16 protein-coding genes and 3 pseudogenes are annotated in these 21,783 nt (G+C 69.1%); 8 read left to right on the top strand and 11 right to left on the bottom strand.

The window, feature by feature from the left end:
- Positions 1-13 precede the first annotated feature (13 nt).
- Positions 14-472, top strand: a complete 459-nt coding sequence (locus tag ACZ4M8_RS24365) for a winged helix-turn-helix transcriptional regulator (RefSeq protein ID WP_467610661.1) — start codon at positions 14-16, stop codon at positions 470-472.
- A gap of 161 nt (positions 473-633) precedes the next feature.
- Here ACZ4M8_RS24365 and ACZ4M8_RS24360 read toward each other — a convergent pair whose 3' ends face one another.
- The 7 genes from ACZ4M8_RS24360 to ACZ4M8_RS24330 form a co-directional block, all read right to left on the bottom strand.
- Positions 634-2,013, bottom strand: coding sequence for an ATP-grasp domain-containing protein (locus tag ACZ4M8_RS24360; protein ID WP_467610659.1), 1,380 nt, complete (start codon positions 2,011-2,013; stop codon positions 634-636).
- A gap of 20 nt (positions 2,014-2,033) precedes the next feature.
- Positions 2,034-4,010 (bottom strand): ATP-grasp domain-containing protein, encoded by a 1,977-nt coding sequence (locus ACZ4M8_RS24355; RefSeq protein ID WP_467610657.1) that lies wholly within the window; start codon positions 4,008-4,010, stop codon positions 2,034-2,036.
- Entirely contained in the window at positions 4,007-5,896 is a 1,890-nt protein-coding gene (locus ACZ4M8_RS24350; RefSeq protein ID WP_467610655.1) for an ATP-grasp domain-containing protein, read from the bottom strand. Before ACZ4M8_RS24350 ends, ACZ4M8_RS24355 begins: the two co-directional genes overlap by 4 nt.
- Positions 5,897-5,962: 66 nt before the next feature.
- Positions 5,963-6,715, bottom strand: a complete 753-nt coding sequence (locus tag ACZ4M8_RS24345; protein WP_467610653.1) for a hypothetical protein — start codon at positions 6,713-6,715, stop codon at positions 5,963-5,965.
- A 44-nt stretch (positions 6,716-6,759) separates the two neighbouring features.
- Positions 6,760-7,059 (bottom strand): 2Fe-2S iron-sulfur cluster-binding protein, encoded by a 300-nt coding sequence (locus ACZ4M8_RS24340; protein ID WP_467610651.1) that lies wholly within the window; start codon positions 7,057-7,059, stop codon positions 6,760-6,762.
- Positions 7,056-8,063 carry an NAD(P)/FAD-dependent oxidoreductase gene (locus ACZ4M8_RS24335; RefSeq protein ID WP_467610650.1) on the bottom strand — a complete coding sequence of 336 codons (1,008 nt, stop codon included), beginning with the start codon at positions 8,061-8,063 and terminating at the stop codon, positions 7,056-7,058. The genes ACZ4M8_RS24340 and ACZ4M8_RS24335 overlap by 4 nt, the downstream gene beginning before the upstream one ends.
- A gap of 359 nt (positions 8,064-8,422) precedes the next feature.
- Positions 8,423-9,361, bottom strand: a complete 939-nt coding sequence (locus ACZ4M8_RS24330; protein ID WP_467610648.1) for a ParB/RepB/Spo0J family partition protein — start codon at positions 9,359-9,361, stop codon at positions 8,423-8,425.
- Between the two features lie 456 nt (positions 9,362-9,817).
- Between ACZ4M8_RS24330 and ACZ4M8_RS24325 the strand changes: the two genes are divergently transcribed.
- The 4 genes from ACZ4M8_RS24325 to ACZ4M8_RS24310 all read left to right on the top strand — a co-directional run bounded on the left by ACZ4M8_RS24325 (position 9,818) and on the right by ACZ4M8_RS24310 (position 14,671).
- Entirely contained in the window at positions 9,818-11,146 is a 1,329-nt protein-coding gene (locus ACZ4M8_RS24325) for an aminotransferase class V-fold PLP-dependent enzyme (RefSeq protein ID WP_467610646.1), read from the top strand.
- Between the two features lie 525 nt (positions 11,147-11,671).
- Entirely contained in the window at positions 11,672-12,241 is a 570-nt protein-coding gene (locus tag ACZ4M8_RS24320; RefSeq protein ID WP_467610644.1) for a nitroreductase family protein, read from the top strand.
- 1,762 nt (positions 12,242-14,003) lie between these two features.
- Complete coding sequence (locus tag ACZ4M8_RS24315) at positions 14,004-14,282, top strand: hypothetical protein (RefSeq protein WP_467610642.1); 279 nt, start codon at positions 14,004-14,006, stop codon at positions 14,280-14,282.
- Positions 14,279-14,671 (top strand): PIN domain-containing protein, encoded by a 393-nt coding sequence (locus ACZ4M8_RS24310; RefSeq protein WP_467610640.1) that lies wholly within the window; start codon positions 14,279-14,281, stop codon positions 14,669-14,671. Before ACZ4M8_RS24315 ends, ACZ4M8_RS24310 begins: the two co-directional genes overlap by 4 nt.
- A gap of 500 nt (positions 14,672-15,171) precedes the next feature.
- Here the strand turns inward: ACZ4M8_RS24310 and ACZ4M8_RS24305 are convergent.
- Both ACZ4M8_RS24305 and ACZ4M8_RS24300 read right to left on the bottom strand, forming a co-directional pair.
- Positions 15,172-15,609 (bottom strand): annotated as a pseudogene (locus ACZ4M8_RS24305) (DUF4232 domain-containing protein); the annotation flags it as partial.
- A 178-nt stretch (positions 15,610-15,787) separates the two neighbouring features.
- A complete protein-coding gene (locus ACZ4M8_RS24300; RefSeq protein WP_467610638.1) occupies positions 15,788-16,822 on the bottom strand; it encodes a chitinase in 1,035 nt (344 codons plus the stop codon).
- Between the two features lie 461 nt (positions 16,823-17,283).
- Between ACZ4M8_RS24300 and ACZ4M8_RS24295 the strand changes: the two are divergent.
- Positions 17,284-17,602, top strand: a pseudogene (locus ACZ4M8_RS24295) (DUF6009 family protein); the annotation flags it as partial.
- 336 nt (positions 17,603-17,938) lie between these two features.
- Here the strand turns inward: ACZ4M8_RS24295 and ACZ4M8_RS24290 are convergent.
- Together ACZ4M8_RS24290 and ACZ4M8_RS24285 are read right to left on the bottom strand one after the other, a co-directional pair.
- On the bottom strand, positions 17,939-18,478 hold the full coding sequence (locus ACZ4M8_RS24290; protein WP_467610636.1) for a heparin lyase I family protein: 540 nt from the start codon (positions 18,476-18,478) through the stop codon (positions 17,939-17,941).
- 1,084 nt (positions 18,479-19,562) lie between these two features.
- Positions 19,563-20,153: an ester cyclase gene (locus ACZ4M8_RS24285; RefSeq protein WP_467610634.1), complete on the bottom strand. Its 591-nt coding sequence runs from the start codon at positions 20,151-20,153 to the stop codon at positions 19,563-19,565.
- A gap of 171 nt (positions 20,154-20,324) precedes the next feature.
- Here ACZ4M8_RS24285 and ACZ4M8_RS24280 point away from each other — a divergent pair, with 171 nt between their 5' ends.
- Together ACZ4M8_RS24280 and ACZ4M8_RS24275 are read left to right on the top strand one after the other, a co-directional pair.
- Positions 20,325-21,074: a TetR/AcrR family transcriptional regulator gene (locus ACZ4M8_RS24280; protein WP_467610632.1), complete on the top strand. Its 750-nt coding sequence runs from the start codon at positions 20,325-20,327 to the stop codon at positions 21,072-21,074.
- Positions 21,075-21,267: 193 nt separating this feature from the next.
- A pseudogene (locus ACZ4M8_RS24275) lies at positions 21,268-21,783 on the top strand (IS5 family transposase); the annotation flags it as partial.

Here is a 21,783-nt window from a genome sequence, read left to right as displayed (position 1 = left end):
CGTAGGAGGTCTCATGTCGCGCACCACCCTGCGCGCCTCGAACCCCGACTGGACCGACCCCGGCTGTCCCGTTGCCCGCACGCTCGACCTCGTCGGGGACAGGTGGAGCCTGCTGATCGTCCGTGACGCGATGGACGGGGCGCGGTCGTTCACCGAGTTCCAGCGGCGGACCGGTATCGCGCGCAACATCCTCAGCGACCGCCTGCGCAAACTCACCGCCCACGGACTCCTCGCCCAGTGCCCCACCCCCACGGGCCGCCGCCAGGAGTACGTCCTCACCGACGCCGGCCGTGACCTCTTCCCGGCCATCCTCACGCTGCGGCAGTGGGGCGAGCGTCATGCCTTCGGCCCTGATGAGGCCCATTCGACCCTTGTTGACCAGCAGGGCGTCCCGGTCCCCGAAGTCGCGCCGACCGGAGCGGACGGCGTCGCGCTCGGCGTCGACACCACCCACGTGCAGAAGCCTGCGTAGTACGGCGCGGGGCCCGGCTCTCCGGGGCCGGCAGGGAGGCGCCGCCCTCGGGTGTCCGTCGCGGGTCCCGGGGCGCGGTCGTTCGTCCGTCGCGCACCGCGGTCGACTGTTGCGTGCCCGGCGGCGCTGCTCCGTGGGGCGGCCGGGCCGGCGGTGGTGAATTACCGCCGCTGAATCTCCTTGCGCTGCGGGCGCGGCTTTTCTGGTGTTGTGGGGGTGGGTGGGTGGGTGTGGAGGGTGAGGGTGGTGAAGAGGTGGGTGATCCAGTTGTGGGTTTGTTGGGGGGTGGGGGTTGCGATGATGCCGGTGAGGATGGTTTCTCCGGCTTGGTAGGTGATGTGGTGGGGGAGTGGTGTGCCGGGTTGTAGTTCGTTCCAGGTGAGGGTGTGGGGGCTGGTGCGGAAGGGTTCGGTTCCGTCGAGTCGGTGGTAGGTGTGTCCGGGTAGGTGGTGGCCGGGGTGGGCGAACCAGCCGTGGTGGTGGGGGTTGTTGGGGGGTGGGGGGAGGGTGGGGGGTTCGCCGAGGTGGATGCGGAGTTCGTGGGTGGGGAGGTGGATGCCGGTGGCGAGTTCGACGGTGGCTACGACGTCGGCGCCGCCGACGCGGTTGCCTACTTCGAGGAAGACCAGTTCTTCTGTCTGTTCCTGGTCCTGCCTTGTTTCCTGGTCCTGCCCGTTCGTCTGGTCCTGTCTGTTTGCCTGTTTCTGTCTGTTCGTCTGGTCCTGGTTTGTTTCTTTTGTCTTCGTTGTTTGTTTGTTTTCGGGGGCGATGGCTTCGAGGTGGAAGCTGCCGTTGTGGATGCCTGTGGCGGCGAGGGCGCGGGTGACCCAGGTGCGGGTGGGGGTGTCGTAGGGGATGTGGTAGGAGCCGATTGGCTGGCCTTGGGCGTAGTGGAGGCAGGTGCCTATGTATTGGCTGGCGGTGAGCAGGAGGAGTTGGCCGTTTTGGATGAGGCCGTCGAAGTGGCGGATGGGGCCGGTGATGAATTCTTCGGCTTGGAAGTCGGCTCGGCCGGTGCCGGTGTCGAGGGCGGGTATGCCGGTGCGGCGTTCGGTGACTGCGGTCAGGGCTTGGTGGGGGGTGTCGTAGACCAGGACGTCTTCGCTGGAGGCGCCGCGGTGTGGTTTGAGGACGGTGCGGCCTTGCCAGGGGGCTTGTGCGCCTGGTTGTAGCAGGTCTTGGAGTGGTGCGAACCGTGGGACGCGGATGCCGGCGTTGTGGGCGGCTTGTTTCATGAGCACTTTGTCGCGGGTGAGGGTGACCTGTTCCACTTGTGCGCCGGTTACGCCGAGGTGGGCGCGTAGGCGGGCGGCGTCGAGGAGTTCGTACTCCGACATGGAGATGATCCGGTCGAAGGTGCGGGGGTGGGCGGTCAGCCAGCGGCGGGCTTCGTCGAAGGCGGTGCCGGTGCCGGGTCGGGGGACGCGTTCGCATGGCAGGTCGTCGGGGAGGGTGGCCAGGGCCTGGTCGGTTCCGAAGTAGGTGACTTCGTGGCGGTCGTGGGGGATCCCCCGTGCGTATTCGATTTTGAAGTAGGGCACGCGGTGGAGGATGAGGATTTTCATGAGGCCTTCCTGACGGCGGGGGCGAGGGCCCGGTCGAGGGCGTGGAGCCAGGCGGTGCGCAGGGTGTGGACGACGGTGCGGATGTCGGTGTGCCGGGCGTGCAGGACGACGCAGCCCTGGGCTGCGAAGTCCGCGTTGTCCCGGGCGACGGCGTGCAGGTCACGGCGGTCGGGTGAGAGCCAGGAGAACGCGGTGACCTCCAACTCCGTCGCGGTGAGGGAGAGTTGGGCGGCGGTGGCCCGCACGGCCTCGGCGAAGGGCTGCGCGCCGGGTGTGATGTCGTCCGGGGCGAACGACCGGTCGCTGCTGACGCCCAGCAGCACCGTCGCAGCCGAACAGCCCGCCACCAGCCGCCCCGCACCGGCAGCGGTACCGGCCCCGGCAGTGATGCGGGAAGTGATGCCGGTGGTGGTGTCGGCAGTGGTGCCGGTGGTGGCCCTGGCAGTGGTGCCGGGGGCGGTTCCGGTGGTGGCGCCGGGAGGGGCGTCGGCAGCGGTGCCGTCGGTGGTACCGGCAGCGGTGCTGGTGGTGCCGGCAGTGATGCCGGGAGGGGCGTCGAGGCCGGTGGCGTCGGTGGTTGCGGCAGCGGTGGCGTCGGCAGTGGTGCGGGGAGTGGCATCGGCAGAGGTGCTGGAGGGGGCGTCGAGGCCGGTGCCGTCGGTGGTTGCGGCAGCAGTGCCGACAGCGGTGCCGGGGGCGGTGCCGGCGGTGATGCCGGGAGGGGCATCGGCAGCAGCGCCGACAGTGCCGTCAGCGCCGTCGGTGGTTCCGGCGGCAGGGCTGGCAGTGGTGCGGGAAGTGGCATCGGCCAAGGCGCCGGGAGGGGCCTTGGCAGAGGTGCTGTCGGTGGTGTCGGCAGCAGTACCGGAGGCAGCACCGTCAGTGTTGCCGTCAGTGGTACCGGAGGCGGCACCGTCAGTGTTGCCGTCAGTGGCATCGGCAGTGTTGCCGGCAGGTGTGCCGGTGGCTGTGCTGTCAGCGTCAGCGTCAGCGGCAGTGCTGGTGCCGATGCCGGTGGTGGTTCCGGTGGCGAAGGCCGTGTCGACCCAGTGATGGTGCAGGTCGATGCCGTATACCCAGCGTGCCAGGGACCAGATTTTCATTCCGCCGGGGCGGCGGTTGGGTTCGACCACCGCGGCTCGCAGGCCGTCCTCGCTCAGTTTGATCTCGTTGTGGAACGGTCCGTCGCACTGGCCGACGAGGGCGTTCGCCCAGCGTCCGGCGCGCTCCAGGGTGGCGCGTTCGTGTTCGCCGAGTACGGCGGGCAGTACCTGCGCGATCTCGACGGGGTACCGGCCCGGTGCGCTGATCTTTTCGGTCAGGAACGACAGTGGTCCGATGCCGTCGAAGGAGTATTCCCGCCGGTAGGGGATGAGCTCCTCGCAGATCACTCCGCCTTCGAGGTAGGGCAGGACTTCGGCGAACGCGTCGGTCAGGTCGTCGCCGGGCCGTACCACCACCACGCCGCGGTTGTTGCCTTCCGCGGAGGGTTTGACGACGAATCCGCCGGGGTGTTGCTGCGCGAAGGCGCGGAGTTGGCCGAGTGAGGCGATCTCGGCGAAGGCGGGCACCATGATCCGCTGGGTGGCCAGCAGTGGTGCTACGTGTGCTTCGCCCAGCCGGTAGCGGAACTTCGAGAACGCTCCGTCCGCCAGGTGTGGTGCGTCGACCGTGACGCCGAGGCGTGCCAGCAGTTCGGCGCCGCTGCGGACGGCGTTGTCGGAGAAGACCACGCCTGCCGCGATGTGCTCGCGCCGGCCGTCGAGCAGTTTGAGGCCCATTTCGGCGAAGTCGTCGCGCAGCGGGTCGAGGTCGATGACCTCGTCGGCCAGTGCGCGGTCGGCTGCGGTGGGGGCGGCGCGGATGAGGATCACCCGCGCGCCGTGGCGCTGGCGTGCGTGGTCGCTCAGGTGGCGGACCTCGTCGATCCGGCTCAGGTTGTAGTCGACGATGAGGAAGAGCGGGGCGGTCATGCCTGTCCCTCCTCGTAGGTGACCTCGATCGCCTGCTCGGAGGCGGGCATCAGTTCGGCGAGGACGGCCTCGCGGCCGGCGAGGTCCATCCGCCACAGCACCTGGCCGAGGAACACCTCCCGTGAGGACGGCTCGACGGTGTCACCGGCCTTGAGCAGGATCTGCGCGACCAGGGGGCGTGGCCGCAGCGCGGGGTTCAGCTCCACCCGGGTCAGGGTGCCGGGGTCGGCGAAGAAGACGCGGAAGAACGTCGCCTGTCCGCCCGGTGCCGTGCCGTCGGCCGTGTACGACAGTTTCTCCAGCGTGGTGCGCAGGGCGGCGGGCCGGTGGGCGCCGAGGAGGGAGTCCAGCCACAGGTCGAGCAGTCCGGGGCCGCCGGTCAGTGCCGCGACGCTGGGGGAGATCAGGCTGCCGCCGACGCGCGGGTTGATCTCGATCAGGTCCCAGCCGCGGGTGTGGTGCCGTGCCTCGATGTGGAAGCAGCCCCAGGTCAGTTCCAGTGCCTGCAGCACCTTGCCCACCCATGCCAGGCCCGCGGCGGTCTCGCTCCGCGTCAGGCTGGTGGGAGGGCTGACGCAGGCGTTCTCCAGGACGGTGCCGGCGGCTTCGGTCACCTCGCACTTCTCGTGCACGGCCACCACCTGCGGCCCGCCGTCGACGACGATGACCTCGAAGCTGAACTCCCGTCCCGGCACGTAGTCCTCGACGAGGAACCGCACCGGAACCTCCGCACCCCGGCCCGCTTCCCATCCCGTGCCGTGGCCCGCGCCTTGGTCCGCGCCCAGGCCCGCATCCTGGCCCGCGCTCCGTCCCGCGCCTTGGCCTGTTCCCGGGCCCGCGTCCCGTCTCGTACCCAGGTCCGCGTCCCGGTCCGCGTCCAGGCCCGCGTCCAGGCCCGCGCCCCGGCCCGTGCCGTGGCCCGCGCCCTGGCCTGTTCCCGGGCCCGCGTCCTGGTCTGCGTCCCGTCCCGTACCCAGGTCCGTGTCCGGTCCCGTCCCTTGGTCCGTCCCGTCCGCGTCCCGGCCTGTTCCCCGGTGCGTGTCCCGGTGGGCGGGGCCGCCGGTGCCACGCACGGCAGTCCCCGCCTCCGCCGCGGCTCCCGCCGCCCCGCTCACCGCACGCGCGCCCGTCCCGCCCGACCGCGCACCTGCCGCGCCCGTCCCGCCCGACTGCGCACCTGCCGTGCCCGCCGCACCTGCCGTGCCCGCCGCGCCCGACCGCGCGTCCGCCGCGTCCGCGTCGTCCGCCGCGTCCGCGTCGTCCGTGTCGCCGGGGCCGGTGGCGAAGGCGCTGGCGTAGACGGTGTCCGCACGTGCCTGGGCGGCGATACGTTCCAGGTCGGCCCAGGTCGTGGCGGCGGTCAGCGGGAACGTCCCGAACGACGCGATGCCGCTGACCGGCTTGACGAAGTACCGCCCGCCCGCCTCCCGCCGCGCGGCGAGCGTCGCGGGGGTGAGCACCGCCGCCCGGCCCCGGCTCAGCCCCGCATCCGCCAGCCGGTTGCGCACCGTCAGCTTGTCGCGCAGCGCCAGCGCCTGCTTCTCCTGCAGGTCCGGCACCCCCAGCCGGGCGTTGGCCAGCGCCATCAGGTGCCGGTAGCCCTCCCAGACCGTCAGACAGCACCGCACCGCAGCGCCCGCGGCCTGAAGCTCGTCGAGGAAGCCGTCGACCTCACGCGGGCCCAGCACGTGCCCGCCGGTGACCTTGACCTCGTCGGCCAGGCCCGCCAGCACCTGCGGCCGCGCGTGCTGATGCCCCGGCTCCGGCAGCGAACTGATCACGTAGACCTTCAGCCCGCGAGCCCGCACCGCGCCGGCGAGGTCTTCGACGAACGAGAACCCGACATGGCTGAGCAGCAGCACTCCAGGGGCGTCTTCCAAGCTCATCCGGCCTCCTCACCGGTGGGCGGGGACGCGCCGCGACCGCGCCGCGCCCCCGCCGAGGACGAAAGATCAGGCGGCCTGCTTCTCCGCCTTGGCGATGGTGTCCAGGTACAGCTCCTCGAAGTACTGCGCCAGCACCGTCTGGTGCTCGCGCAGGTACCGCTTGAACGCGTCGATGTCGTCCTGGCCGCGCAGCAGATGACGCACCGCCGCCCACACCTCACCGGGGTGGTCGTCGTTGATGTCGGTGTGCGAGTGGTTGATCTGGCCGCCGATGTTGTCCTCGCCGATCGACCCCTTGAGAGCCTGAAGCTTCTTCGGCTCCAGCTTCACGTTCACGTACTCCACGAGGTAGGAGTACGCCACGACACCGAGGGGACCCTCGTGGTCGAGGAGGTAGGAGAAGTAGCCGGCCAGCAGCTTGGTCGACAGGTACGGCTCGGTGGCCAGGAACTGCTCGCGCGAGACCCCCGCCTTCTCCAGGTCGCTGATGAACAGCTCGTCGTGGAGCATCTCCTCCTGCTCGTAGTTGGCCCACACCTGCGCCGCCTCCGGGCTGCGCTTGGCGACCTCCACCAGAGCCTTGGCCTCGGCCACCCGCAGCAGCCGGATACGCCAGGCGGTCTCGATCAGGTTCCGCTTGTAGTACGCGGAGTCGACGTTCTTGCCCTCCAGGTGCGCGGCCTCGGGCACGTTGGCGTACCACTCCAGGACCTGCTGGTCGAGCTGCTCGTCGATCTCGGCGCGCAGCTTCGCGGAGGCGGACGCGGTCAGGAACGGGGTGCGGTCCCCGTAGCCGGCGTTGATCACGCGGTTCGGCATGATGGCCTTTCTCGTGGTTGTCCGGAATTCGCGGTGTCAGTGGTTCAGGTGTCGTCGGCGACGCGAACGGTCGCGTCGCCGCCCAGCCGGCACCGGCAGGCCAAACGGTGGCCGCCGCCGGTCCGGCCGAGGTCTTCGAGGAAGTCGAGTTCGTCGTCGTCGGGCTCACCCAGGGCACTGAAACCTTCCAGCACCTCGATCACGCACGCCCCGCACGCCCCGGAGCGGCAGCCGAACGGGATGAGCTGCTGCGGACACTCGTACTCGACCTCGGTCAGAGGGGATCCGCCGGGCAACCAGATCTCGGTCCCGGCCGGAAGAACCGTCAATTTCTTCAGGGTCATGACAATGACGCCTCGCGGTCGGTGGAATGCTCCGGCGCCAGACGGGAACCCGGACACAACGCGAGAGCCACATGATTCGCCGCGGTCGCCGCCTCCCCGAAACCCACCGAGATGAGCGGCACCCGCCCCTCGTACGTACAGATGTCGCCCACGGCATAAACCCCCGGCAGATTCGTCCGCATCGCCCCGTCCACCACCACACGGCGGCTCTCGGTCCGAAGTCCCCACCGCGCCATCGGACCCGGAGAGGTGATAAAACCCAGCGCCGAGACAACGGCCTGCGCCGGCAACGTCAATTCCCCGCCGCCCCCACCACGGCGCAGACGCACCCTTTCCAGACGCTCCCGCCCCTCACCACCGGTCACCTCCGCCTCGGTCAGCACCCGGATATCCCCCGCACACATCTGCTGGACACTGTGCTCATGGGCCCGGAAGACCGACCGCCGGTGCACCACCGTCACCGACCGCGCCACCGGCGCCAGCGCCAGCGCCCAGTCCACCGCACTGTCACCACCGCCCACGACCACCACATCCCGCCCCCGGTGCGCCTCCAGGCGCGGCACGTGATGCGCCACCCCACGCCCCTCCCAGGGCCGCAGACACGCCAGCGTGCGCGGCACCGCACGCCCCAGACCGGCCGCGATCACCACCGCCCCGGCACGCACCCGCCCGCCGTCCTCCAGCCCGACCACCCAGCCCCGCCCCGCCCCCTCACCCGCCTCCCCGGCCGGGGTCAGGGACACGGCGGTCCGCCCGGGAAGGTGCTGCGGCCCGAACGGTGCGACCTGGTCCAGCAACTGGCCGATCAACTCCCGGCCCCGGACGGCCACATGGCCGGCGACGTCGTAGATCTTCTTCTCCGGGTACAGGGAAGTGAGCTGTCCACCCGGCTGCGGCAACGCATCGATTATCGCGCTGGAAAGCCCGCGGAATCCCGCGCAGTAGGCGGCGTAAAGGCCGGCCGGACCCGCTCCGACGACGGCCACATCCGTGCTCGTCTCCACTCGAGTTCCCGCTTGATCCATCCTGAACTCCAGGCCCCTTCGGCGGTCGGAAAACGGATCGGCCTCCCGGCCGTGGCCGCCGGATGCTTTTCCCTCAGCTCCTGCGGCATTTCACGCTGATCCGTACGGCACCGCGCACGGCCCGTACATGAACAAGGGCCGCCGAGCGCGGGGTGCGATTTCATCATTCAAGGGCCCGGCACCGGCGTCAACGAAAGCCCCCGGAATTCCGGCGGACCGCGAAAACACAGGAAGGAAACACCACTTCCACCGGAAAAAGTACGGACCAGAAAAAAGGGGAGAGGGCCGGTGCCGGCCGGTCGGCCGCCGGTCCGACGCCGCCCCCGCCCGGACCGGGCCTACGCCCCGTCCCCGCCGCCGTCGGCGGCCCGGTCCAGGGCGCTGGCGAACCGCTGCCACTCCCGGGCGTAGGAGTTGGCCAGGTTCGCGACCGCGACGGCACAGTGCGGCGGCACCGACGACATCAGCTGCCGCCCCGCCTCCAGGTCGGGCGCCCGCGCGTTCAGCCAGCGCAGCAGCGCCCGCCCGGACTCGGTGAACCGCAGCGAGGGATCCTTCGCCAGACTCCCGATGCGCTGCCCCGGCACCCGGCCCCCACCACCACCGTCCCCGCCGTCCCCGCCCCCGGCGCCGGATGCGTCCGCGGCCCGGGACACCTCCCCGGCCGGCGGACGCGACGGGGCGGCAGGCTGCTCACCGCGCAGCAGACGCTGGCGGATGTCGCACGCGGTGCTGATCGACACCCCCGCGCTGGCGGCGATCTCATGGAGCTTGGCGCCCGGGTGCTCGGCGAGGAACGCGCGGGCCGCCTCCCGCCGCTCGGCCGCGTCCAGCGGACGGCTGCGGCCGTCCGCCCCCACCCGCACCTTCGACCGGGGAATTTCCTCGGTCGAAGTACGGCGGACGGCACCGACGGTCTTGGGCGACAGCCCGGCGATACGCGCGATCGCACGGTCCGACAGCTCCGGGTGCGAGGCCAGGATCCGCACCGCCGCGGCCTTTCTGTCCTGCAGCGTCAGCGGCAGACCGTGACGGACGTTGGCCGCCACCGACCGCAGGAAGATCTCACTGGCCGGCCCGTCCAGATACCGGACCGGGATCAGCCGCTCCCCCCGCAGCCGGACGGCCTGCAGACGGTGCATCCCGTCGACCACCCGCCGGGTGCCCCGGTGGACGAGGATCGGCTCGATATTTGCCTGTGCGAGCAACTCGACATGTTCCCGGCTCACCCCGCCCAGCCGGGGCGAATCGGCGGCGACCAGGGAATCGACCGGCACCAGACGGACTCCGGGACACTCGCCCTCCGCCATGGCCTCAAGATCACGAGCCGCAGTTCTTAAAAAGTCTCCGGTCCCTAATAAGTCTCTCAATGTCAGCACCCACCGCTCCCCATATTTTCACATTACGGGTAGATGGTGGCCAGTTAACGATCACCGCAGTGATCCGTCAAGACCTGTGAACCCTTCACCGGCGGCCCCCGAGTATCGACCAGCAGCCCCCGCCCGGACCGTTCACGAGGGCGCAACATTTCATTAAGTTACAGCGATCCGCCGTTTGCGGGCCCCCCTTCACCGTTTCATAAAACATCCCCGATGGTCGGTTTCGGATAATGTTTCTTGACCCCCCGAACCCCACCCTGCTAATCAGTGAACCTCACCCCCAAAACACCAAACACACCGTCGCGAAACTTCCCCCGAAGATAAGCGACCACCCCTACCCCTGAAGGAGAAACCATGTCTCTTTCGCGCCGCAAAATTCTGCTCGGCTCCGGCGCCGCAGCCTCCGCACTGACCCTGGGAGCCGCGGGAAAAGCCGCCGCGCAAGAGGCCGCACCCCAGCCCTTCAACCCCCACGACTGGAAATCCGTCCGCGCGCAATTCCTCCTCGACCCCGACCTCGCACACCTCTCGAACTTCTTCTTCGCCTCCAACCCCACCCCCGTACGCGAAGCCATCACCAAATACCGCAAGGCATTCGACGAAAACCCCTACAACTACCTCGACGACAACATGTTCCAACGCGACGAGGACATGATCTGGCGCAAAGTCTGCGCCGCCGCCGCCGAATACGTCGGCGGAAAACCCCACGAAATCGCCCTCACCAGCAGCACCACCATGGGACTCGCCCTCATCTACAACGGCCTGCGCCTCAAGCCCGACCAGGAAATCCTGACCACCACCCACGAGTTCTACCCCCACCACGAATCCATACGACTGGCCGTCAACAGGTGGGGCGCCAGCACCCGCAAAATCTCCCTCTACGAATCATCACTGCACTTCTCCGAAGACGAAGCCGTCGCCCGCATCCGCGCCGCCATACGCCCCAACACCCGCGTCGTCGGCGTCACCTGGGTCCACTCCGGCACCGGCGTCCGCCTCCCCATAGCAAAAATCGCCGACACCCTCGCGGAACTGAACCGCAACCGCGACGAAACAGACCGCATCCTGCTCGTGGTGGACGGCGTCCACGGATTCGGCATCATCGACGAAGACGTCGCGAAAATGGGCTGCGACTTCTTCTCCGCCGGCACCCACAAATGGATCCTCGGCCCCCACGGAACCGGCATCGTCTGGGCCAAGGCGGAGAACTGGGCACTCCTGCAACCCACCATCCCCAGCATCATGACCAAAGAACCCCAGGACGCCTGGCGCGAGAACCGCCCCCCGGTCGGCCCCACCGAAGCCTCCTGGATCAGCCCCGGCGGATTCTTCGCCTACGAACACCAGTGGGCCACCATCGAAGCCTTCCGCTTCCACCGGCAGATCGGCCGCACCCGCATCCAGAACCGCATCCTCGACCTGAACGGCCAGCTCAAGGAAGGCCTGGCCCACATGGACCACGTCACCCTCCACACCCCCCGCGCCCCCCAGCACTCCGCCGGCTTCGTCTGCTTCGACGTCCGCGGCCACCAGCCCAAGCACGTCGTCCAAACCCTCCGCGACCACCGCGTCATCGCCAGCGGAACACCGTACGCGGTCCCGCACGTCCGCTTCTCCGCCGGCATCGTCAACTTCCCCAAGGACATCCACCGCGCCCTCAAGGTCATCCGCTCCCTCGCCTGATACACACTCCGCTTCCCGGCCACCCGCCCGCCACCCGCACCACCGCGACCGGGTGGCCGGACCACCTTTACCACCACTCACCACCACACAACACAGAACCAACAGACGAAGAAACAACAGAAAAAGACCACGGCCCGAAAAAGAACAAGAAACAGAAAAAGGCGAGGGCGAAAAAGGAAGGAGCGCGAAAAGGAGCGAATGCGAAAAGAGCGGAAAGATACGGAAAGTCAAGGGTCACGGACACCCGTAAAAACCACACCGCGAAACCGCGAGAAACACAACACCGCGAGAAACACACACCGCGAAGAGACAAGAGCGGCAAGAACACCGGGCCACAAGAGCCAAAGGACACCGACAAACACGCCACCCGCCCTCACCGCCCTCACACACCGCGGAACCAGCACACCCGGCCACCGGCACCGACCACCCCGGGAACACACACCATCACAACCACCGCTGTATCCGCCCACACGATGGCGAACACCCCGGAGAAACAGCCGAGACGCCGACGCAGAAGAGGAACCCATGGACGTCATCACCGCCGTACTCACCCGCCGCAGCACACACCACCTCACCGAACCCGCCCCCAGCGACCAGGAATTCGCCTACCTGCTCAGCGCAGCCGCCACAGCCCCCGACCACGGCAAACTCCGACCCTGGCGATGGATTCTGATACGGGACGAAGCCCGCACCGCCCTGGGACGCTGCTTCGCCGACGACTACACCGGGCCCGATTCCCGACGACAACAGATGGAAGCCAAGCCACAAAGAGCACCCCTTCTCGCCACCTTGGTCTTCTCACCCACACCGAACACAAACAGCCGCAGCACCTCGATCCCCGAATGGGAACAACTCGCCGCCACCAGCGCCATGACCAATTCCTTGATACTCCTGCTCCACGCCCGCGACTTCGGAAGCATCTGGCGCACCGGCAAATTCACCGAGTCCGAACGGGTCCGCACCACCCTGGGCCTGCGAAAAGAAGAACGCCTCCTGGGCTGGCTCTACATCGGCACCCCCCAGCAGACCCACCCCCCGAAACGCCGCGCAACGGAGAACATCACCGACCGGATCTCCGCCTTCACCCCCAACTGACGCCCCACCCCGAAACAGCCGCCCCGCCCGCCCCGCCCGCGCCGACCCGCACGTACTGGCCGGTCCGCCCGCCCGCCCGCGCCGGCCGGTCTGCCCGCGCCGCCCCGCCCGCGTCGACCCGCACGTACTGGCCGACCCACCGGTACTGGCCGATCCACCCGTTCCGGTTGGCCCGCCCGCGCCGGCCGGTCCACCCGCGCCGGCCGGTCCGCCCGTACTGGCCGACCGCCCGCTCCGGCCGGACCACCCACGGCGGCCATCGCACCGGCACCGGCCTCAGGCGGCGCGCCGACCGGCCCCCGCCCGCGACGGCCTACCAGCACCGCACCGGCCCTTCGCCATCGCCCGCAGCAGCCGGCCTCGTACCCCACGACGTACGTCGAACGTCATACGCCCCGGGCACCCTGGACACCCCGGGCGCTCCGAGCGGGCCACGAACTGCGCTTCGCGCGCCCCGGGCACCCCTCCCCGCGACGTGAAGCCCGGAGCCCGATGCTGCTACCGGAAATGGCCGCCGGTGGAGGCTGGGGGAGGGCTGGGTGGTGGTGGCCAGGCCGACGTGGGGAGAGGCCAAGGGCTGAACCCGGTACCGGGAACACGTGTCGGCAGCGAGCGTGAGAGACCGAAGAGCCACCGGCGCAAGAGCCCGGGGACCACCACCAAGAGCCACACCCCCGTCGCCCAACGGCGAACCACTGCCGGCCCCACCTCGGCCGCGGCGCAGCCACCCCCGCGCAACCACAGCCACGAACCACAGGCAGCTGACGCCCACCCCGCCGTGACGACCACCACCGGCACACCCGGCACCCCGGCCACCAGCCCCGCGCCACCGCCCACCCGCCGACCGGAACCGACGCCCCGCACCCCTCCCGGACGCGGCCCACGCCACGAGCAGCCCGCAGCAGACCGCAAGGCGACCGCCCCACCCCCCGCCACGACCTGCCCTGACACGAGCGACGAGACCCGCCCGCCCGCCCACCGACGACTTCACGGGGCTGGCCCACGCGCTCTACCCGGACATCGAGACCCGGGCCTGCTGCAGACGGGCATCACCACCGGCTCCCCGGGCGTGCTCCACGATGTGACGGACACCCAGACCACAGCCGTGCCCGCCGCCCGCCCGTGCACCCCGCGGCTCCACCACCCGCCGCACACCGCGCCGCGCCGCACCCGGCCCGAACGCCAGCACCGCCGGGACAACACCACGAAGCCACAGCCGACACAAACCCCACCGCCCCCCGCTCTGCCGCCCCCACCCCCACCCTGCCCAAATCCAGCCACCCCCCGCCGCATCCGGCCACACCCAGCCCACCCAACCACCACCCAGCCCCAGAAAACACGCAGGTCACCACGGCCAACGGCACCCCCCGACAGACGAGACACCCACGCTCGGCACAGGAGTGGCCCAGGACCGCCCCTCCACGCCGCCGCTGCCGGTACGGTACGGACAGCGCGCTGCCAAACACGGCGGTACTGGCGCCCCGAACGCCGTGCCACCGCACCCGCCCACCGCCGCGGACGCCACCGCACGAAGGGCCCGAGCCGGGAAACCGCCCGGCCACCCACAGCGCGACCACCGAAGACCGGTCCGGACACGCCACCGAGAACCCCGCCCCGCAGCACAGGAGTCGACAACCCACTCCACGACACGGGCACCGAGGCCACCGGCCCGCACACGGACACCGAAGGCCCACCCACAGCCCGAACACCGAACACCGGTCCGCGGTGCGGACACCGAAGACACCGACCCGAGGAGAGCACCGTGAGCGACCAGACTGCCGACGAAACACCGACCGGCGACCGGCAGATCATCGCCGGCACCGCCGTCACCAGCAGCCGCGCCGCCCTGCTCCGCGACCTCGCCGCCGTCCTGGACCGCACCCCCGAAACCCTCACCACCGAATGGGCCGCCGGCACCCTCCCCATACCCACCACCCCCATCGGCGACCAACTCCCACCCACACAGTGGGGCCTCTTCGACGGCCCCACCGACCTGTCCGCCCGCACCCGCGAACACCTCCGCGAGGACTTCACCCGGTGACCCCCACACCCCCACCGCACCTCGCCGTCGCCGACACCTCCGTCCTGCTCGCCGCCTTCAACCGCACGGACGACAACCACGAACGCGCCGTGAAAGCCCTCACCCGCACCCACATCCTCGTCGTCTCACCCCTGGTCCTGGCCGAACTCGACCACCTGCTCACCACCCGCGCCGGCGAGGCCGTCGCCACCGCAGCCGTCACCCGCCTAGGAGCCCTCGCCCGCACCGGAGCCCTCCACATCGCCACCATCGACAGCGACCTCCTCAACAACCCCCACACCCTCAACACCACCCTGGCCCAACGCCTGGACAGACCGGCCCTCCTCTCCACCGTCCACCCCCACCACCCCCAGCAACTCGAAGTCATCCCCGGCCCCACCCCCCGATGACACACCGAGCCACCCACCACCCGACCACCTGCCCCGAAGACACCGCACCGCCCCGGAAGAAAAGCCGGCCCGAGCACAGCGGTACGCGAACGCCCGTGTACGCGAACCCGCACCTGACGGTGTGAGAGCCGGGAACGGCGGTGCGGGCGGGAACCCCCCTCGGGTTCCCGCCCGCACTGTCTGCCGTGCCGGGGCACGGCGTGGTCTCCGGCGGAAGCCGGTCGCCGGTGACCAGGTCTGAGGCGGCTCGGAGGCTGGCCAGGTTTCAGAAGTCGTAGGGCTTCTTGGTGTTCCAGTTGAGGACGTCGGCTTCGTTGTAGGTGAATTGGGGTTTGTCGCCCTTGACGTCGACGGAGTAGGCGGGCTTTTTCGTTGCCGTTGTTGTCGCGGAGGGCGAGGGAGAGGCCGGTGCCGGTGTGGTTGTCCTTGCCGTAGTCGAAGAGGTTGACGGCGCTGTAGACCTTGTCCTCGGGCTGGAGGGTGATCGGCTGGTCGCCGCCGTCGGCCTTCTTCGAGAGCGGCAGGGCGGCACCCTCACCGTTGATCTTGACGGTGGGATAGGACGTGATCAGGCAGGGCTTGTCGCCTTTGTTGACGGCGGTGAGCAGCAGGTGGTCGCCCTGCTGGCCGGCCAGTTCGTGCTCGGCGGTCACCAGCAGCTCGTCACCGACACACAGATCGACACCTGCCTGCTGACCGGCGCTGCCGCCCGACGCCGACGTCGACTCCGTCCGGCCCTTGGTGTCCGTGCCGCTGTTGGCCTGCGCGGAGCCGCCCGTGACGTCCTGCCCGGCGGTGGCGGACCGGCTCTGACCGGACGCGTCGTCGCCCTTCGCGTTGTCGGCGCCGCCGCAAGCGGTCAGACTCAACGCCAGCGTGGCGGTCGCGGCGGCCAGAACGGAGGCACGGATACGGGACGACCGGGAAAGACGGGACATACGCATGGTTCCCCCTACGAATCGAGCGGGACTTCCGGGTCGTTCCCGCGCTGTGCACACCACCCTCCCCACCCCCACTGACGTCCTGGAACACCTCACTCACATTCCACAGACACACTTCCCCAGACACCTCAACCCCCCTCCCAAGCACGCCCGGAAGGGGGACAAGAGAAAAACGTCAGCCCCGGAATGCATCGGTGAAGGCGAACGGCGACTGCGCGACGCCACTGCACACCGGCGAGGCCCCCACCACCCCGGCCCGCACACCACCGCCACCATGCCGGGACATCGCCCCCGCACCCGAGCCACACGCCTGGTCACGGCTGACGGACCAATAGGACATCCGGCCGACCTCGTTGCTCTTCACCCAGCTCGCCACCGAGGCGGCGTCCTCCAGGGTGAACGTGGAACCGTCGTCGTTCACGCCGATCATCGGGGTGAGCCCGAGGTCGGCATAGGTGTAACCGGGATCGACGGACCGCATCTGCGCCAAAGTGGCCTTGCCCGCGCTGATCGCCGCGGCACCCATATCGGTACCGGTTCCCTGACCGTAGTCCATCGTCATGATGTTGATGTTGTCCAGCTTCACACCGGCAGCCTTGGCGGCCTTCAGGACGTTGACACCGTCAGCGGTCAACCCCGTGGGCAGCACCGGCAGCGTCACCGAGGCGGTAAGCCCAGGATTGGCCGCCTTGAGATTCTTGATCGAGGTCATCTGCCGGGCCACGCCCGCGGTGTCGGCGACGGCCGCACCCTCGATATCGAAGTCCAGCGAAGTGGTGCCGTAGGCAGTGATCTCCTTCTGGTACCCCGCGTCGATCTTGCTCTGATCGGTACAGGTGAAGGCCAACGGCTCCCCACTCGCCCCACCGGAAGAGATGATCACGTCCGCGCCCTCCGCCTTCGCCTTGGCGATCTCCGGATCGGTGTACGGATCGTCGCCGACAGGGAGCGTGTCCCCCCAGATGTTGTCGCAGCCGGCACCGATGGTAAAAGCAGCGGTGTAGGTCTTCACACCATGGCCGGTGATGGCGGTGTGAAGCATGTTCGCGGCGGAGTTGCTCATGTCCACGTACGGGGCGAACTGCCCCGCCGCGCCGGAGCGGACGGCCGGGGGCGCGCCGCCGGAGTCGGCGACACCGACACCGGCGGTGGACAGGGCTCCGGCTACTGCCGTTGCCGCGACCAGGGCTGTACGGATCGACTTCCTCATCAGATGTCCGGTCCTTCCAGGACGGAAGAGAGGGGCATGACCGTTCAACCCGTAAATGGACTAGACCAAGGCTTCCGTCAACCTCTCGCAACCTCAACCGCCCATGCTTCGGCCCCACTTGAGACATCCCCGAAGCACGGCCCGGCCCGCACCGAGAGGACTTCGCCCGCATCCACACCATCCGTCGCTACAGCATGCCGGCCCAGGCGACCCTCACCACCACCCTGGACACCCTGACCGCTGCGGTCCCCGCCTACGTCCTCGACGACATCACCGAGCAGTGCGCCTGGCCGACGCCCCGTTCGCCGCCTTCCGGGCCCTCCCCGAGGAGGCCAGGGGCTGCGGATCGGTCTTCGCCGGCAGCGGCGATATCGTCGCCCCCGGCCCACCACCCACGATGGCACCTACACCCCCGTCGGCACCTGCCGCACCTCCGCGCCACTGCCGCAATGGCTCGCCCACTTGACTACGTACGCCAAAATCTCGACCGTGTCTCCAGCCGCCGCCGACGCCCCCGCAGCACCGCGACGGCCGCCTCATCGGCTACGCCGCCGTCCTCGGCCCCGACGCCAAAGCCTCCCGCACCTCCGGCACCTTCCTGCGCCGCGTCTTCTGGCCCACGACCGCGACGAAGGTCCCCACGGCCTCCACGCCACCGGCGCACCCGCCGAAGCCGTCGCCCCCCGCACCGTCAGCCCCCGCGTCAAGGGCTACAAGACCGAAAACGCAGAAGGCGGACCGGCCTCCGACGCCATGAGGGAAATGGGAATAACGCTCCCCAACGGCCGCGCCCGCACCGAAGGGCGCCCGGCGGCGGATGTCGTCGTGGAGGTCGCCGACGAACTCGCACAGTCTTCCGCTGCACTCCCGGGAAGGCCCACCAGGCCGACGGCGTTCGCGGCGACTGGCCACTCCTTCCGCACCGGCGACGCACCGCCGGTCGGCCGCCAGTTCTTGCAGGCCGCACTCCCGCAGCCGGCTCGGTTCAGGGACACCTCCGCCTGCCCGGAGTCGACTCGCCGTGGCGATACGGGCGAAACAGCCGGCCCGCTCCCGAGGGCATATACGGAGGACTCGACGGCGCCACGAGCCGTGCCGTCCCGCGTCAGGCGGGGATCACGAACCGGCGGCCGCTGCCCGTGTCGTGGCCATGCGGGGCGAGGTGAACCAGTGGGTCGCGTCGCGCCGCGACCGGTGGTAGGAGCCCCACTTGAGGTAGCTCCTGGTGCCGTCGTAAGTGGTGCCGGTGTACCGCGTCGTACCGTTGGCGAACCGCTGCTTGACACCGTCGAACCAGAACTCGACGGTGCCCTTGGTACGGCCCTCACGGATCTTCAGGACGTAGGAGTGCCAGGAGCCTTTCTTGACCGGGGCGGACCACAGCCGCACCGCGACGTGGCGGTGGGTCCATGCCTGCAGGCGGATGCGGCCCTTGGAGGCGTCGAGCTCAACCGGGTGGTTGGCCGTTCCGGTGCTCGGACTGCACTTCAGTTGAAATATGTACCGGTTCTTGCTGTCGCGGATGTCGACCTTGGACGACCAGCCCAGGTAAAAGGTGCTGCCGGGCTTCAAGGTCGGCCCGACCGCCTCGCAGCGCTCCTGACCGCCGGGCTGACGCGCGCGCCAGACCTTGCCCTTGACCAGGTCGCGCACCACTCTGAAGCCGCCGGTGGCGCACTGGACGCTGGTAAACGCCCTCCGGCCGGCGGTGATTTTCGGGGTCCAGAGCACCCGCCCGCCTGCCTTGGCGGATGCCGCCTGGGGCGCGCCGTTCGCGGCGGAGCCGGCCGAAGCCGGCCATACGAGGAAGGCCGCGGCCGAAACCACCAGGATGCCGAAGGCCGCCGCCGCTCTTGCTGATGGCTTGCGCACGGGCCGGGCGTGAGACATGGGGCTCCTGTGATTGCACTGTGTGTCAGAGTGCAGGAAGTGTGGCGGAATGATGGAGGGATGTACAACCCGTCGCGCGTGACGCCTGTGGAGAGTGCGCCGGAAACATCCGGTGGGCCCCTTATGTGCTCGACTTCCGGACGCAGCGCATGCGGCAACTCGCGGAGACCCGGTAGGCCTCCTCCGGCGTCAGGCGGTGGTCACCGGCCCATGCTCCCGAGGGGCTTTTGACGGCCCGTCCGAAGAAGTCCGCACCCAGGAAAACAGTCCTAAGATTTTGATACTGGAAGATGCAGAAGGGCTGCGCAGTAAGTTGATCTCCCTGTAACGCGTACTCAGTATCTTAGGCGGTGCCGCCACGGTCAACTTTCTGCTATGTGACGGCCTGTGAAAATTCCTTCTGAATCACGGAGAGAATTTGGTACCCAGACAACTCCTTTGGCCGGGTATTCCGATTTCGCCGGAATGCGGAAATGCGGAGCATTTCCTTTCTTTCGTAGCGTAGCGGCGGCGCGTCGTGGAGTAGCCTGCATCGCGTTGGAGTCCTGCAGCTGGATACAGGCGGGGCGCTGGGCCGCCTGGCCGTGGACGCACTGGACGGCAGTGCGGTCTGCGGAGGGTGGAGGTCGGTGTTGGCGCCGCGTTGAACGACGCCGCCAGCCCGACAGGGTCCGCGCCGCTGCCCTCAGGACGCCGTACAAGACCGAGTGGAGTGCCCCGTTAATCGGCCGGCGTCCAGGGTGGTTCCGGACCGCGCGGGAGGAAGCCCGGGAGTGAGGACTCGTGCCCTCCCCGGCGCTCCCGTTGGCCGTGGAGGCCGGCTCGCAGGCCCTCCGCCTCCTCGGTCCCCTCAAGTGCTGAGGTTCGGTGGGGTGGTGTTCGACAGTCGCGGATCGGGCTTCGACTCGGCTGTGATGAGCATTCCTTTGAGGACGCCGAAGAGCTTGAGTAGTCCGGTGGGCTTGCGCTTGTCGAGGCCCGCGATCAGTTGCTTGAGGATGGTGAGCTGGTCGAAGTAGATGCGCTCGGTGACCAGGTTCTCGTTCTCGTCGAAGATGAAGTACGCCATCATCCGGGTGCGGTGCTTCGCCCCGGTGGGCGGAATCTTGCCGAGGAAGCCGTTGTGGGTGCCCAGGAGCCAGAACTCCACGATCACCGCATCGGCACTGTGTCTGAAGGTGATCAGTTCGTGGTTCTGGTCGGGGAAGGCAGCCCGGGTGTCGCGGTAGTAGTCGCGGACCTCGCAGTCACCGTCGTGCACCAGCATCTGCGCGATGAGCTCGTAGCGCGGGTGAGGGAACGTCGAGAGGGTGGCGTCCCAGTCCTGGAGGACCTCGTCACGGAAGTGGTCGAGCACGATCCGCTCCCGGGCCCGCAGGACGCTCTCGGCAGGCAGTGTGAACCGGGCGGGAGGTGACGGGGTGGCGGGGATGGCGGGCATGTCTGTCTCCTGGATCAGGTGGGCTGGGTGCCGTGCCGGATCGCGCCGTGGTGAGCGTCGGTCTCGCGCCGAGTTTGGGTCCAGGCGCCGGTCAGTTCGCTGGAAGAGGAGAACGGCAAGGACCGCGCCACTATATCCACGGCGTGGATTTAAACAATCGGCTCCGGCACGATGAACGGCATGCCCCGACCAGCGGACGCCAACGCCAGAGCCCGGCGAGGTAGACCCCCCAAGGGCACCTCGCAACTCTCCAAGGATGCGATTGTCGACGCCACCCTCAAGGTCATCGACACCGACGGGGTCACTGCGGTCAGCATGCGCTCCGTCGCACGATTCCTCGGCGTCGACGCGAAGAGCCTCTACCACCACGTCGACGGCAAGGATGGCCTCCTCGATGCCGTCACCGAACATCTGCTCGGCGGGGTGTCCATCCCGCCGCCGACCGGCGACCTACGTATCGATCTGCCCGCGATCGCCGACGCCTTCCGCAGCCGCGCGCTCCTCCATCCTGAAGCCGCACCCCTTGTGCTGACCCGCCAGCTCGCCTCCTTCGAAGGACTCGCACCGGTCGAAGCGCTCCTGGGCGTCCTGAGATCAGCAGGATGCCCGATCGAGGAATCCGTACAACTGATGCGCGTTCTCGTGGCCTCACTGATCGGCACCCTGCTCCGAGAAATCCAGGCGGGCCCCGCACTCGGCACCTCAGACGAGGGCGCCATCGCCGCGCGCCAGAACACACTGGAAAACTCCGGTCTTCCTCATGTGGCCGAAGCCGCACCGCTTCTCGCACGGTTCGACCGGGACGCGGAGTACGAGTACACCGTCCAAGCCGTCACGGCACTCGTACTGGAAAGGATCAAGGCCCCCGGCGGACTCCCGGACGATGGGGCCCGGCGGTCGTCGGAATTGGCCACGGGGTGAAGACGGCCTCTGAGCCCCCGGGGCACCGGCTCGCGTGAGCTGGTGCCTCAGCAGGCGATCCGATTTCAGCGATACGGTAGGTGCCGACGGCACATCCCCGCTTCGGAGGCGTCTTCCAGGCCTTGCTGGTCATTTCAGAATGAGTTTGTGTGGGGACTCGGCCGTTGGGGTGTGAGGCGGCAGTCTTCTGCGGGTGTCCGATGGTCTTGTTCCTGATGGCCTGTGGGAACGTGTCGCGCCGTTGCTTCCTCCTCGGCCTCCCGCGACGGCGTCGGTATCCGGGCCGGTTGCCGGTGGTGATCGTGCTGCTCTGCGGGGCGTCGTGTGTGTCCTGCGCAAGGGCGTGAGCTGGGCGGAGTGCCCCCGCGGAGAGGATCGTTTGCAGCGGGGACCGCTTGGCGGCGCCTTCGGGACTGGACCGAGGCCGGTGTCCGGCCCCGTCTTCACGAGGTGCTTCTGTCGGAATTGCGGGCGGCCGGCCTGCTGGACATGGCTGACGCGGCAGTGGACGGCTCGCACGTCAGGGCCCTCAAAGGGGGGCTCACACCGGACCTTCGCCGGCCGACCGCGCGCGTCCGGGCAGCAAGCACCACCTGATCACCGACCGGCACGGAACACCGCTGGCGATCTCGCTGACCGGCAAAAACCGTCATGACATCACCCAACTGATGCCCCTGCTCGACGCGATACCCCGCGTTCGCGGAGTCCG

The organism is Streptomyces sp. NPDC027185, from assembly GCF_055567035.1.
Note: the sequence above shows the minus strand (reverse complement) of the source record. Positions and strands in the feature narration are given on the sequence as shown.

Bases quoted from the DNA above. Each gene is read 5' to 3' on its own strand.
- ACZ4M8_RS24365 (WP_467610661.1), top strand. From the start codon at position 14: ATGTCGCGCACCACCCTGCGCGCCTCGAACCCCGACTGGACCGACCCC.
- ACZ4M8_RS24355 (WP_467610657.1), bottom strand. From the start codon at position 4,010: ATGACCGCCCCGCTCTTCCTCATCGTCGACTACAACCTGAGCCGGATC.
- ACZ4M8_RS24350 (WP_467610655.1), bottom strand. From the start codon at position 5,896: ATGAGCTTGGAAGACGCCCCTGGAGTGCTGCTGCTCAGCCATGTCGGG.
- ACZ4M8_RS24345 (WP_467610653.1), bottom strand. From the start codon at position 6,715: ATGCCGAACCGCGTGATCAACGCCGGCTACGGGGACCGCACCCCGTTC.
- ACZ4M8_RS24340 (WP_467610651.1), bottom strand. From the start codon at position 7,059: ATGACCCTGAAGAAATTGACGGTTCTTCCGGCCGGGACCGAGATCTGG.
- ACZ4M8_RS24325 (WP_467610646.1), top strand. From the start codon at position 9,818: ATGTCTCTTTCGCGCCGCAAAATTCTGCTCGGCTCCGGCGCCGCAGCC.
- ACZ4M8_RS24320 (WP_467610644.1), top strand. From the start codon at position 11,672: ATGGACGTCATCACCGCCGTACTCACCCGCCGCAGCACACACCACCTC.
- ACZ4M8_RS24300 (WP_467610638.1), bottom strand. From the start codon at position 16,822: ATGAGGAAGTCGATCCGTACAGCCCTGGTCGCGGCAACGGCAGTAGCC.
- ACZ4M8_RS24285 (WP_467610634.1), bottom strand. From the start codon at position 20,153: ATGCCCGCCATCCCCGCCACCCCGTCACCTCCCGCCCGGTTCACACTG.
- ACZ4M8_RS24280 (WP_467610632.1), top strand. From the start codon at position 20,325: ATGAACGGCATGCCCCGACCAGCGGACGCCAACGCCAGAGCCCGGCGA.